12 protein-coding genes and 1 pseudogene are annotated in these 12,500 nt (G+C 55.6%); 9 read left to right on the plus strand and 4 right to left on the minus strand.

Annotation, left to right across the window (positions count from 1 at the left end):
- The 3 genes and pseudogenes from ACWGKN_RS02620 to ACWGKN_RS02630 form a co-directional block, all read right to left on the minus strand.
- Window positions 1-684 carry a DUF2398 family protein gene (locus ACWGKN_RS02620; RefSeq protein ID WP_452094634.1) on the minus strand — a complete coding sequence of 228 codons (684 nt, stop codon included), beginning with the start codon at window positions 682-684 and terminating at the stop codon, window positions 1-3.
- Complete coding sequence (locus ACWGKN_RS02625; RefSeq protein WP_452094635.1) at window positions 681-2,243, minus strand: DUF2397 family protein; 1,563 nt, start codon at window positions 2,241-2,243, stop codon at window positions 681-683. Before ACWGKN_RS02625 ends, ACWGKN_RS02620 begins: the two co-directional genes overlap by 4 nt.
- A gap of 196 nt (window positions 2,244-2,439) precedes the next feature.
- Window positions 2,440-2,763, minus strand: a pseudogene (locus tag ACWGKN_RS02630) (transposase); the annotation flags it as partial.
- Window positions 2,764-2,790: 27 nt separating this feature from the next.
- On the opposite strand from ACWGKN_RS02630, the gene ACWGKN_RS02635 reads away from it, so the two are divergent.
- Both ACWGKN_RS02635 and ACWGKN_RS02640 read left to right on the plus strand, forming a co-directional pair.
- Complete coding sequence (locus ACWGKN_RS02635; RefSeq protein ID WP_424253246.1) at window positions 2,791-3,603, plus strand: hypothetical protein; 813 nt, start codon at window positions 2,791-2,793, stop codon at window positions 3,601-3,603.
- Entirely contained in the window at window positions 3,573-4,139 is a 567-nt protein-coding gene (locus tag ACWGKN_RS02640; protein WP_452094636.1) for a transposase, read from the plus strand. Before ACWGKN_RS02635 ends, ACWGKN_RS02640 begins: the two co-directional genes overlap by 31 nt.
- 130 nt (window positions 4,140-4,269) lie before the next feature.
- On the opposite strand, the gene ACWGKN_RS02645 is transcribed toward ACWGKN_RS02640, so the two are convergent.
- Window positions 4,270-4,440, minus strand: a complete 171-nt coding sequence (locus tag ACWGKN_RS02645; RefSeq protein ID WP_452094637.1) for a hypothetical protein — start codon at window positions 4,438-4,440, stop codon at window positions 4,270-4,272.
- A 142-nt stretch (window positions 4,441-4,582) separates the two neighbouring features.
- Between ACWGKN_RS02645 and ACWGKN_RS02650 the strand changes: the two genes are divergently transcribed.
- The 7 genes from ACWGKN_RS02650 to ACWGKN_RS02680 all read left to right on the plus strand — a co-directional run bounded on the left by ACWGKN_RS02650 (window position 4,583) and on the right by ACWGKN_RS02680 (window position 12,415).
- On the plus strand, window positions 4,583-5,140 hold the full coding sequence (locus tag ACWGKN_RS02650; RefSeq protein ID WP_452094638.1) for a gamma-glutamylcyclotransferase family protein: 558 nt from the start codon (window positions 4,583-4,585) through the stop codon (window positions 5,138-5,140).
- Window positions 5,141-5,259: 119 nt separating this feature from the next.
- Window positions 5,260-5,463: a helix-turn-helix domain-containing protein gene (locus ACWGKN_RS02655; protein ID WP_011927933.1), complete on the plus strand. Its 204-nt coding sequence runs from the start codon at window positions 5,260-5,262 to the stop codon at window positions 5,461-5,463.
- A gap of 9 nt (window positions 5,464-5,472) precedes the next feature.
- Entirely contained in the window at window positions 5,473-5,967 is a 495-nt protein-coding gene (brxF, locus tag ACWGKN_RS02660; RefSeq protein WP_452094639.1) for a BREX-3 system P-loop-containing protein BrxF, read from the plus strand.
- Window positions 5,964-6,365, plus strand: coding sequence for a four helix bundle protein (locus tag ACWGKN_RS02665; RefSeq protein WP_424253256.1), 402 nt, complete (start codon window positions 5,964-5,966; stop codon window positions 6,363-6,365). The genes brxF and ACWGKN_RS02665 overlap by 4 nt, the downstream gene beginning before the upstream one ends.
- On the plus strand, window positions 6,362-10,183 hold the full coding sequence (locus ACWGKN_RS02670) for a DUF6079 family protein (RefSeq protein ID WP_452094640.1): 3,822 nt from the start codon (window positions 6,362-6,364) through the stop codon (window positions 10,181-10,183). The genes ACWGKN_RS02665 and ACWGKN_RS02670 overlap by 4 nt, the downstream gene beginning before the upstream one ends.
- Before the next feature lie 10 nt (window positions 10,184-10,193).
- Window positions 10,194-11,402 carry an ATP-binding protein gene (locus tag ACWGKN_RS02675; RefSeq protein WP_452094641.1) on the plus strand — a complete coding sequence of 403 codons (1,209 nt, stop codon included), beginning with the start codon at window positions 10,194-10,196 and terminating at the stop codon, window positions 11,400-11,402.
- The gene (locus ACWGKN_RS02680; protein WP_035234175.1) at window positions 11,399-12,415 is read left to right on the plus strand and encodes a ParA family protein; all 1,017 of its coding nucleotides are present in this window, start codon (window positions 11,399-11,401) and stop codon (window positions 12,413-12,415) included. Before ACWGKN_RS02675 ends, ACWGKN_RS02680 begins: the two co-directional genes overlap by 4 nt.
- The last annotated feature ends 85 nt before the right edge of the window (window positions 12,416-12,500 follow it).

The following is a 12,500-nucleotide window of genomic DNA, read 5'->3' on the forward strand; positions in this document are numbered from 1 at the left end:
TTATTGAACCTCCCCACCGGCAATCGGTGCCGCCGCCAGGTCGCCTACCACTCGGCCCAGGGCGCTGCCGTTGTAATGATAGAGCGCCGGTAGCGCCTCGTAGATCAGATCGTCCTCCCGGGCATCTAGGTCGTCCGGCGGCTTGATTTTCTTGACGAAACGATATTTCTCCAGCTCCGGCATGATCGGTTTGAGGATTTTGGACCGGACGACATCCCCGGAATAGCTCTCTTGCTTATCTGGAAAACACTCGCCGAAGCGGCGGCAGGCATGGGCCAGCAGGTCGCCGAACCGGAACCGCAGGTTTTCCTTGTCGTCGGCGGTCATGCCGTTTTCTTCGAGCTGATGCTCGTAGAATTCCAGAAGCATCATAAAGGCCAAGCACTCGTCCCGTCTGGTGAAATTGAACATGGTCCGGGAGGCGGGGTTGACGGCCTTGTTGTACCACTCGGACTTATAGACTCTCGCGCACTTGCCGTCCATCAAGAGAGTCCAACCGTAATAGGCGGTGAAGAACTCGGTGAACTCCCGCCGGTGGCGGCGCAGGAAGAAGAACAGGTCTTGATCGTCTGAGGCGTAGAAGTAGGGGCTCTCCACCAGGATGTTCAACACCGCCCGGACGCGGTCGCCGCTCCGGTCGAGCAGCCTGGCCAGTTCGAATTTTTGTTGTTCGCGCTCGCTCATGACTTTTTCCTTTCAGCCTTTTCAACCAGTATATTCCTGAGGGTCAGGCGCTGCTCGCAGGCTTCAAGAGCAACTTCTCCGGCCAGATCGGCCAGCCGGTAATCTATTCGTGCCAGCCGGTTACCCGAGTTCAAAAAACCCGCCCGGGCAAGCTCCATGATCTTGGCGAAATCGCCGAACGCCTCAACCGTCACCTCGGAAATCCTCGTATCATGCGCTTCGTTTCCCATCCTTGCCGTCAGCCACTGGCGCAGCTCCTCCAGCCTGGCCTCGTCCATGGTCTGTACCGGCTTGGCCGACGGTTTTTTCCGGCGCAGGTAATTCCGGGCGGGCGCCTCGTTTTGCGGCAGAATCTTACGGGGCTCCGGGGGATCGGCTTTCTGCAGCAAATCCCAAAAGTGCATATCGCCGTACATCGCGGCAGGCGCCAACAACTCGGTGAAAAAGACCGACGGGACGGTCTCTTCCGGCAGTCCGGCCAGATCCTTGATCCTCTCGTCAATGTCCACCAGCCGGTTGTTCTTTCTCTCCATCTCCCGCAGATGGCTGTGCAGTTTCTGCCAGACCTTGATGACCGAGGCACCGATGCGCTGGTGCAACCGGTCCAGCTTGCCGTCCTCGATATAGAAATCATGCAGACGATCGCCGATGGCGCGGCGGGAAGGTCCCAGGGATACCTGGAAAAGATGGGGCGTCTGCAGCCGCTCCCGTTCCATGACGGTAAAACAGAGTTCGATCTTCTGCCGGTTGTAGTCCTGCAGCAATCGATCGATCAGCGGCACGATCTCCCGGCGTAGCGAGTAGAGCTGCTGCAGGAAGGAATGGACGTAGGAGTCCAGTTCGGAGATGACCTGCCGGGTCTCTTCCATATCGTAACGAGAGTTAAGAAAATGGAGGAGCCGGCCGTTGAATTCGATGAGATTGAGCGTAATGGCACGGGTGAGTTCGTCGGTCTTCACCAGTTGGAAGACGATGCGCCGGGCCTCCTCCGCCTGATCCTGGTCGTCCTTTCGCAGATGATGGAGCAGACGCAGTAACTCATTTAGGGCACCGCAGACATCCTGCAGCAGGTCGCGGGTATCGTGGCCCCGGTCCTCCAGGTCGGAGAGCAGCCTGGACTCCAGCCACTGGATGAACTGATCGCACTCTTCGCTCAGCGCATAGCGGAATTTCTTCTTCCGGTTGTCCCGATAGCCGCGCAGCCTCTCTTTTTCGATCCTGAAGGTGACCAGTCCCCAGGCCCGGAGCTGGTCCATATCCTGCCTGAACTGCTGGAGAACATATTCACAGCCGTCGAGGGTTTCCTGGGCCGGGCGGACCGCATGATAGATATCCTCATACAGGGGCTCCAGTTCATGCTCCCGTTTAAAAAGAAGCATGCGGTAGAGAATCTGGACGTAGTAGACACTTCTTTCGGCAACAAGCAGAGCACCCAGATGACGGTTTCGGTTCAGCAGAAGCCTTGCCGCCGCACCTCGGTTGAAGGCGTTAATAGGAGCAGAACCAAATAGGTCGGAGTTGTCTTCTTTGGAAAAAGCGTCAATCTGCATGACGACCATACATGGAGGTATTTGTTTTTTTTAAAAAAGATTAGCACAACCCGCCAGATAGGTCAACCAGTCATCCTCCTAGAGAATTCCATACACTTTATCCCTACAACGCAACATGTCAATATAGACCACAATATGCAGTATTCGTACTCCGAAGCGACCTACAGCATGTGGAACACATGTTCATAAGTGCCGTTGTAGGGTTAAGACCCAATGCACTTCCACCAAACTTCTGACTCGTTATATACCAAATCGCCTGAAACCAAAGCCTCAGTGGTTTCCTGGTATCTTGAAATATTGTTCCAGCAACAACAGAAGCTTTATGTTTACAGATAGAACATCGGTAAAGTCCAGTTTTCATAGGCCAGGCCTTGCATCCATTACATACTGGGCAAACAAATCCATGAGGCCAACGAAGCTTTTTCAAATAATCAAGACAAGCCTGTTCTGTTGTGAACCACTCGTCGAATTCCTGCAAGGTCTTCGGATAGTCAACCCCGGCAATTGGATGGGAACCAAAATTATTCATACCTCATCATAGCACTAGGCCAGTGAAGTGGATACCCCCTTTGCCGAATTCAAAGTTTCCCCCGAGAAGCAGCGACTGGACTCGATGCATATCACCTCCAACATGCGCCATCTCGGACGGATCGGCATCTTCGTCCAATGCATCAGGAAGTTTCTGGTCAACCTCAAGCGTCACCACCAGGAACTCCTCGAGACGCTGGACCCGGAGCTGATCGGCAAATATCTCGACCGTAAGCAGGGAAATGCTTTTTCCATGGTCAAGCCCTCGGAGTCATCCCGCACCCTGGAACAGCTGGCCGAAGATCTCTTTCATCTCGTTGAGCGTTTCCGGGGCGACCCCGGCGTCAACGCGATGACCAGCTATCACCTGCTGGTTCGGGTACTCGAGGAGCAGTGCCTTGTGGCCGCCGCCGGGAGCGGTCAGTTACGGGTGACGGTCAGGAAAAACAAGGAAATCGCCTCCTCGTCGCTGCAGAACCCGTCCGATCCTGATGCCGGGTATGATGCCCACAAGGGCAAGGGCTATCAGGTGCAGTTAGCCGAGACCTATACCACCGCGGCAGAAGAGGACGGCCGGCGCCCCCTGGCTCTTCTCACCTACGCCGAAGCCGAACCGGCCCATCACAGTGATGCCAAGGCCCTCAAGCCGATGCTTGACCGGGTAGAGGGACAAGGGCAGAAGCCGGAACGGTTACTGGCCGATACCATCTACGGCTCTGACGACAACTGCGACTATGCCGGCAAGAAAAACACCGAATTGGTCGCTCCGGCCAGGGCGCCCTCAAGGGCGACAAGAAGATCGGTCTCGATATGTTCTCTTTTGCGGACAATGGTGAGGTGATCTCCTGCCCGGCGGGGCACCTTCCTTTTCAAATTCACAACAACGCCAAGAAAGGGAGGATCAGCGCCTGTTTCCGGCAGGATTTCTGCCGCGATTGCGACAAGAGCAACGATTGCCCGACCCTTCCCGCCAAGAAGGGCAGTTACCTCCGCTACCGCCACAAGGACATCCGGCTTCTGCGCCGCCGGGCCTTTGAGCAGACCGCCGAATTTCATGAGAAATACCGTTACCGATCCGGCATCGAGGCGACCAACTCCGAGATAGCTCGACGAACCGGGATCAAAAAACTTCGGATCCGTGGCATGGCCAAGGTGGGGTACTGCGTCAAACTCAAGGCCAGCGGGTTGAATATTCTGAGGGCCGCCGCCTACAGACGCAGAAAAGGGGGCCGAAACCTCGGGTTCCTGCCGCCACTTGCCTTGGTGCAAATCTTTGTGGTTGTCAAAGAACAAATTTCCAGCTGGATCAGGCAATTTTCGCAAAAATCGATATTCCATCCGGCCAATTTAATCTCACACCCCGCTTGCTCGGGTTGAATTGCTACAAGGTCATCAAGTTTAGGTTAGCACAACCATTTGAGTTCCTGAAGATACTTCGGATGATAAAAATCGGCATCGAATCTCAGATATTCAACTTGGGATATCGAAACTGAAGAACAAACCGCCATCACTCAGCCCTCCAGAAATCAAATCCCTGCTGCTGGGCAAAGCGCACAAATGCCTCAGCCACGCAGAGCTGGTCGTCGGTAATGGCGGCGGCATCGGCCAGATCGTCGGCGGTCAGGTCGTAGTTGACCAGATCCTGATCGGTTTTGGGTTGGCCGCTGGCGTCTTCCATCAGATGGCCGTCCGCATCGAGCACATATTCGTAATCACCGGAGTTATTCTTGCCGCCCCGAGGATGTGCGGGCCATCGAAAACAGCGAATTCCGCTTCATACCCCAGGAGCGCAAAGGGACATTGCCCGAAGGAGTGAATGCATGAACATTGGAGACACCGCAAAGCTGAACACAAACCAGGAAGACAGTCCCGAGACCATCCTCCGGCTCTTCGTCCACGGTACCCTGAAACGGGGCTACTGGAACCATCAACGCTTCTGCGCCCAGGCTTGCAGCATCGAACCGGCCGTGGTCTGGGGCAGGCTCTACCATCTCCACGCCGGGTTCCCGGCCCTCGAGGTGCCGGAAGGGCTGATCCTGGCCCGGGGCACCGCCGACCCGATGGCCGACGCCCGCAGGCAGCAAGAGATCGACATGCCACGCTTCGGCCGCCCGACCGGCGACCGGGATCTGATCCATGGAGAGCTGGTGACCTTCACCGATCCGCAGCGCGATCTGCCGCCCATCGACCGGCTGGAAGGATTTCGGCCCGGCGGGCACAGCATGTACCAGCGGGTGATGGTGGCTGCAGCCAGGGGCTCAATCGCCTGTGCTGTATGGACTTACACCATGCATGCGCCTCAGAACGGCGAACGTATCACCAACGACAATCAGGCCGTTTTTTGGAAAAGTCGTCTCTATTCGGCACAAAACGCTTGATTTTGGCAATCCATCAATGTAGTTTATGGAGGTTAATTTGCGGCACTGTGTCCGGATTTCGGGTTTCCCGGAGACCTTCGGGCTTTTACCGAAAACATGATGAACGAAGGACGAAGGCTATGGATGAGAGATGGCTGACGGTCGATGACATTTGCAAATATCTGAATGTAAGCAACGAGACGGTCTACAAGTGGATCGAACAACGGGCAATGCCCGGTCATCGCGTCGGCCGTCGCTGGATGTTCAAACAAGACGAAGTGGACGAATGGGTCCGCTCCGGCGGTGCGGCTGACAAATCCGATAAGCCGGACACCGAGCAATAAGGAGCGATCATGGCCGAGCCGATTCACGACAAGATAAAACGATCCCTCCAGGCAGCCGAAGGCTTGTATCACCGTCTGGTGTTGCTGGTGGGTGAGACCGGTTCCGGCAAGACCGGCGTTCTTCGGGATATTGCCGAAGAGGTCGGCTCATCCGTCGTCAACGTCAATCTGGCGCTTTCAGGCGAACTCCTGGAGCTGACGGCAAAGCAGCGGTCGCTTCGGTTGCCGGGCATCCTCGATCAGATCGCGGACCAGGCCCAATCACCGGTGGTGCTGGATAATCTCGAGATCCTCTTCGACAAGGATCTCCAGCAGGACCCCTTGCGCCTGCTGCAGGCCATTTCAAGAAACCGGGCCGTGGTAACTTCGTGGAACGGAATCATGAATTCCGGGAGGCTTTTGTACGCCGAAACCGGCCATCCCGAGTACCGCAGCTATGACTCGGTCGATGCGCTGATTGTTGAGATGAGGGGTGAGGGTTTAGGAGCGAGGGGCGAGAAATGAGCGTGCAGAGTTACAAAGATTTGATTGTTTGGCAGAAAGCATTGGACCTGGTGGAGATTATTTATCAGGTGACCAAGACCTTTCCGAAGGAAGAACTGTATGGTTTGACTAATCAATTACGACGAGCTGGTGTTTCTATTCCCTCTAACATCGCTGAAGGTCATGCAAGAAGTTCAACGCAAGAGTTCCATCGCTTCCTGTCAATCGCAAGAGGCTCTTTGGGCGAAGTTGAAACTCAACTCATCATCGCCCAACGACTCGGTTATCTCTCAAAAAGCCAGCTTGACCCAATTCTTGCCCTGCAAACAGAAATCAACAAAATGACCAACGGGCTGATGACCAAACTCGTCCCTAGCCCCTCGTCCCTAGCCCCTGCAACGACGAAGGAGTTGCGATGAAATACGGGGACCTTATCCAATTCGACCCGATTGAGTCGGTTGTTCAGTTGCGTGATGCGGACAAATCGAGCGCCGCGCACACCCTCGTGAACACCTATGTCATTTCCGATGAAATGGCCGAACGGCTCACCCAGCTTGTCATCCCTCAGATGCAGTTCGATCAGCCGGTCGATAACAAGGGTTTGATGGTGGTCGGTAACTACGGCACCGGTAAATCGCACTTGATGTCGGTGGTCTCCAGCCTTGCCGCAGACGCCTCCCTGCTGGAAGGGCTGAAGAACGATGCGGTCCGCGACGCAGCCGCTCAGATCGCCGGGCGTTTCAAGGTCATCCGTACCGAGATCGGAGCCACCACCATGTCCCTGCGCGACATCCTGGTGGCCGAACTGGAAGAGCATCTCGAAAAACTCGGCGTGGAGTATGTGTTCCCCGAAGCTGGCGCCATCACCAGCCATAAACGGGCCTTCGAAGACATGATGGCCAGGTTCGGCGAGGTCTTCCCCGAACACGGCCTGCTGCTTGTGGTCGACGAGCTGCTCGACTTCCTGCGCACCCGCAAGGACCAGGAACTGATCCTCGACCTCAACTTTCTGCGCGAGGTTGGCGAGGTATGCAAGGACCTGCGCTTCCGCTTCATGGCCGGTGTCCAGGAAGCCATTTTCGACAGCCCGCGCTTCGCCTTTGTTGCCGACAGCATCCGCCGGGTGAAGGACCGCTTCGAACAGGTCCTTATTGCCCGCAGCGACGTGAAATTCGTCGTGGCCGAGCGCCTGCTCAAGAAGACCGCCGAGCAACAGGCCAAGATCCGCGACTACCTGATGCCCTTTGCCAAATACTACGGCGGGCTCAACGAGCGCATGGACGAGTTTGTCCGGCTCTTCCCGGTGCATCCCGATTACATCGACACCTTCGAGCGGGTCACCGTGGTGGAAAAACGCGAAGTGCTCAAGACCTTGTCCATGGGCATGAAAAGCATTTTGGGCAAGGACGTGCCGCAGGACGAACCAGGTCTGATCGCCTTCGACAGCTATTGGGGTACCCTCAAGCAGAACGCTTCGTTCCGCGCCATTCCCGAGATCCGGGCGGTCATCGATTGCAGCCAGGTGCTGGAATCCCGTATCGAAAACGCCATCACCCGCAAGCAATACAAGCCGATGGCGCTGCGCCTGATCCATGCGCTGTCCGTCCACCGTCTCACCACTGGCGATATTTACGCCCCCATGGGCGCCTCCGCCGAAGAGCTGCGCGACCGCCTCTGTCTCTTCGATCCGCTGATCGCCGAACTCGGGGGTGACGAGCCCGACAAGGATCTCCAGACCCATGTCGAAACCGTCCTGCGCGAGATCCATAAAACGGTCAGCGGCCAGTTCATCTCGTTCAACACCGACAACCGCCAGTTCTACCTCGACCTGAAGAAGACCGACGATTTCGACGCCCTGATCGACAAGCGGGCCGAAAGCCTGGGCCAGGCTCAACTCGACCGCTTCTATTACGAGGCTCTAAAGCGAGTCATGGAGTGTCAGGACGCCACCTATGTGACCGGCTACAAGATCTGGCAGCACGAGCTGGTGTGGCAGGAGCACAAGGCCGCCCGCTCCGGCTATCTCTTTTTCGGGGCACCCAACGAGCGCTCCACCGCCGTGCCGCCGCGGGACTTTTACCTCTACTTCATCCAGCCCAACGACCCGCCCCGGTTCAAGGACGACAAGGCGAGCGACGAGGTCTTCTTCCGCCTGAAAGGCACCGACAAGGAATTCCAGACCGCACTGAAGAGCTATGCCGCGGCGCTGGATCTTGCGGCCACCTCATCGGGTCATGCCAAGGCCACCTATGAATCGAAAGCCAACGGCTTCCTGAAGAAGCTGGTCCAGTGGCTGCAGAAGCACATGAGCGATGCCTTCGAGGTCACCTATCAGGGCCGCGCCAAGTCCATGACCGAATGGGCCAAGGGCAAATCCATCCGCGACCTGTCCGGTCTGTCGCCCCACGAGACCATCAACTTCCGCGATCTGGTCAACACCATTGCCGGTGTCTGCCTGGCTCCGAACTTCGAGAACCAGGCCCCGGACTACCCGTTCTTCTCGGTCCTGATCACCGGCAACAACCGCGCCCAGGCCGCGCAGGACGCCCTGCGGGCCATCGCCGGGCAGAACCGCACCAAGCAGGCCACCGCCGTGCTGGACGCCCTGGAGTTGCTCGACGGCGAGAAGATCGACCCCTACAAGTCGAAGTACACCAAGTTCATCCTCGATGCCGTCAAGGCCAAGGGGCACGGCCAGGTAGTCAACCGCAGCGAGATCATCCAGGACGACCACGGGCTGGAATACATGAACCCGGGCGGTTCGCGTCTGGAACCCGAATGGGTGAGCGTGCTGGTGGCGGCGCTGGTCTATTCCGGCGACATCGTGCTCGCCATCCCGGGCAAGAAATTCGACGCCACCGGCTTGCAGCAACTGGCCGCGACCGGCATGGACGAGCTGGTCCGCTTCAAGCACCTGGAGCAGCCCAAGGAATGGAACCTGCCCGCGCTCAAGGCGCTGTTCGAACTCCTCGGCCTACCATCCGGATACCCACAACTCATCACAAAAGGGGACGACACCCCTGTTATTCAGATGCTTGATCGCGTGAGCAAGATCGTCAAGCGCATCGTCATGACCCAGCAGACCCTGCGCGAAGGGCTTTCCTTCTGGGGATTAAATCTGGTTACTGGTTCACAGTTGCTGGTTACTAGTTCTGACAACCAGAAACCAGTAACCAGTAACCAGCAACTGGAGGACGCGAAGGCTTTCTTTGAAAGCCTGCAAGCGTACTCCTCGCCGGGCAAGCTGAAAAACTTCCGCTACAGCGCTCCCGAAGTACTGGCCTTTGAGAAGGCCGTGAAGGCCCTGGATGAGCTGGACGCCCTGCGCGAGTTCATCATGGACCACAGCCCGACGGCGTCCTGGCTCTCCACCGCCGAGGCGGTGCTGCCCGCCGAGCATGACTGGGTGGATCGCATGAAGACCACCCGGCAGGACGTGCTGGATGCCCTCAAGCAGGCCGACCTGACCGAGCTGGCCAGCCAGTCCCAGTCCATCGGGGCCAAGCTGCAAAAGCTGAAGAAGGATTACACCGTCGCCTATATCGGCCTGCACACCAAGGCCAGGCTGGGCGTGAACGACGACAAGCGCAAGGCCGGACTGCTCAACGACCAGCGGCTGCAAACCCTGCTCAAACTGGCCGGTATCGATCTGATGCCCCGACAGCAGCTCACCGATTACCAGAACCGCCTGGCTGGACTGAAGAGCTGCTTCGCCCTGACCGAGCAAAATCTCGACGCCTCGCCGATCTGCCCGCATTGCCAATTTCGGCCTGCGACCGAAATCAGGACTGAGGTAAAAGGACTGAGCGATGAGAATAACTCAGTCCTCAGTCCTCAGTCCTCAGCACTGAACAACGCCTCCGCCATCCTCAACGCACTGGACGAAGAACTCGACCGGATGCTCGACAGCTGGACCAAGACGTTGCTCGCCAACCTGGAGGACCCGATCACCCAGGCCAACATGGACCTGCTGAAGATCGACGACCGCGAACCGCTGGAAGCCTTCATCAAGTCGAAGGAACTGCCGGTGCCGCTGGACAGCAACTTCGTTCACGCCCTGAAGGAAGTGCTCTCGGGTCTGGTCAAGGTCACCGTCAAGGCGCAGGAGATGCAACAGGCTCTGCAGGTCACCGACGGCCCGGCCACCCCGGCGGAGATAAAAAAACGCTTTGATGAGTATATTGACCAGCTCATCAGGGGGAAAGATCCACAAAAAGTGCGCATAGTGCTCGAATAAAGGTGATGCGATGAAAAGGTATTCAGATCAAGAGCTTTTGGCGTTATTGGATTCCCTGGAATCTGATCGGGTCGAACATAAAGAATCGTTCAAAGGCGATGTACCTAAAAAAGCACGGCAAGCCGTCTGTGCGTTTGCCAATGATTTGCCAAACTACAATGAGCCAGGCGTTCTGTTTATTGGCGCGAAAGACAATGGAGAGCCATCAGGATTGCAGGTGACAGATCAGCTTTTGCTTTCACTTGCGGACATGAAAACGGACGGCAATATCCTACCACTGCCCGTGTTTTCAGTTGAAAAACGGATGTTGAAAGGGGCGGAAATGGCGATCGTTACCGTCATGCCTTCCGATATGCCGCCGGTAAAATATGATGGCAGAATTTGGATTCGCACTGGACCTCGCCGCTCTATTGCAAACGAGCAGGAAGAGCGAGTCCTTAATGAGAAAAGAAGATATAAAAATCTGCCCTTTGATATTTATCCCGTACCGTCTGCAAAAATTACTGATCTATCGAAATCGGTTTTTGAAAACGAATTTCTCCCCGCAGCATTTGCCGCCGATGTGCTGGAATTCAACGGCCGCACCTATGAGGAGCGATTGGCGACCTGCAAAATGATCGTCTCTCCAGAAAACACCACGCCGACAATGCTGGGTCTGCTGGCAATCGGGAAGACCCCGCAGGATTTTTTACCTGGAGCGAATATTCAGTTTTTGCGAATTGACGGGACTGACTTAGCCGATCCCGTGATTGACGAGGAAAACATCAGCGGAGCGATTGTAGAAATGCTTCGTCGTACCGAGGAAAAACTCAAGGCACACAACCGCGTAGCCGTCGATATCACTTCAACCCCAACGCACCAAATCGAAATGCCCTATCCACCTGCGGCGATCCAGCAGATTCTATATAACGCCGTACTTCATCGAACCTATGAAAGCACCAATGCGCCTGTCCGGGTGTACTGGTTTAATGACAGGATCGAAATCAACAGCCCGGGTGGTCCTTATGGCAACGTGACCTCTGAAAATTTTGGCAAACCCGGAATCACCGACTATCGCAATCCGAATATCGGAGATGTGTTGAAAACCTTCGGTTTCATACAAGCCTTCGGAAGAGGTATCGCCACTGCGCGAAGAGAGATGGAAAAAAATGGGAATCCTCCTCCGGAATTCGAGACCAATCAGAGCGCTGTCGTATGCACTTTAAGGGGGAAACCATGACTTCACCTGTGCTGACCTTTTTTAACAACAAGGGGGGAGTCGGCAAAACCTCCCTCATTTACCATCTGGCTTGGATGTTTGCCAGCCTGCGCAAACGTGTCGTGATCATCGATCTGGATCCGCAGGCTAACCTGACCGCCGCCTTTCTTGATGAAGACAAAATAGAAGCAATTTGGAATCAGCAGGACCTGGGATCGACCATCTACCAGTGCGTGAAACCGCTGACAGGTGTGGGCGATATTGCAGAACCGGTTCTTCAGAATATTGCTACCGACTTGTTTCTACTGCCCGGTGACGTAAACCTCTCCGGCTACGAAGACGCATTGTCTGCAGAATGGCCCAACAGCATGGGGGACAATAATCTTTATCGCCCAATGCGTATTCTCAGCTCCTTCTGGCAGGTAATGCAGATGGCTGCCCAAAAGGTCCAAGCAGACATCATTCTGGTAGATATAGGCCCGAATCTGGGCGCAATCAATCGGTCGGTGTTGGTGGCGACGGATTATGTAACAATCCCACTAGGCGCTGACCTTTTCTCTTTGCAGGGTTTGAAAAACTTAGGTCCAACCCTGAGGGGCTGGAAAAACCTCTGGCAAAAAAGGTTGGACAACTGGAATACAAGTACCGAGAAAAGCAGTTTCCCGGATTTTAGGCTCCCACAGGGGAAGATGTTGACCATTGGTTACCTGTGCCAGCAGCATGGCGTGCGCCTGGATCGTCCGGTCAAAGCTTACGATAAATGGGTGCAACGTATTCCTGACGTGTATCGGGAATATGTTTTGAACGAAACGCCCCAAAAAAAGCTCCGTCAGGAGGATGACCCCTATTGTTTGGCAACCATAAAGCACTACCGCAGTCTGATCCCGATGGCGCAGGAGTATCGCAAACCGATTTTCAACCTCACTTCCGCCGATGGCGCAATTGGTAGCCATGCGAATGCCGTACAAGATGCAAAAAAGGATTTTAGGCTGCTGGCAGGGAAAATAGCCGAGAAGATAGGAGTTCAACTCTGAAGACCTGGATTTTTGATTGGTCTTTTAGGGTGATTTCCTGGAGAAAACAAGTGACTAAGCGAGTGACCAACTTCGCCGAACTTGG

This window comes from Desulfoprunum sp., assembly GCF_053613775.1.

Bases quoted from the DNA above. Each gene is read 5' to 3' on its own strand.
- ACWGKN_RS02650 (WP_452094638.1), top strand. From the start codon at position 4,583: ATGAACATTGGAGACACCGCAAAGCTGAACACAAACCAGGAAGACAGT.
- ACWGKN_RS02680 (WP_035234175.1), top strand. From the start codon at position 11,399: ATGACTTCACCTGTGCTGACCTTTTTTAACAACAAGGGGGGAGTCGGC.
- ACWGKN_RS02645 (WP_452094637.1), bottom strand. From the start codon at position 4,440: ATGGAAGACGCCAGCGGCCAACCCAAAACCGATCAGGATCTGGTCAAC.
- ACWGKN_RS02640 (WP_452094636.1), top strand. From the start codon at position 3,573: ATGTTCTCTTTTGCGGACAATGGTGAGGTGATCTCCTGCCCGGCGGGG.
- ACWGKN_RS02620 (WP_452094634.1), bottom strand. From the start codon at position 684: ATGAGCGAGCGCGAACAACAAAAATTCGAACTGGCCAGGCTGCTCGAC.
- ACWGKN_RS02665 (WP_424253256.1), top strand. From the start codon at position 5,964: ATGAGCGTGCAGAGTTACAAAGATTTGATTGTTTGGCAGAAAGCATTG.
- ACWGKN_RS02625 (WP_452094635.1), bottom strand. From the start codon at position 2,243: ATGGTCGTCATGCAGATTGACGCTTTTTCCAAAGAAGACAACTCCGAC.
- ACWGKN_RS02675 (WP_452094641.1), top strand. From the start codon at position 10,194: ATGAAAAGGTATTCAGATCAAGAGCTTTTGGCGTTATTGGATTCCCTG.
- brxF (WP_452094639.1), top strand. From the start codon at position 5,473: ATGGCCGAGCCGATTCACGACAAGATAAAACGATCCCTCCAGGCAGCC.
- ACWGKN_RS02655 (WP_011927933.1), top strand. From the start codon at position 5,260: ATGGATGAGAGATGGCTGACGGTCGATGACATTTGCAAATATCTGAAT.
- ACWGKN_RS02670 (WP_452094640.1), top strand. From the start codon at position 6,362: ATGAAATACGGGGACCTTATCCAATTCGACCCGATTGAGTCGGTTGTT.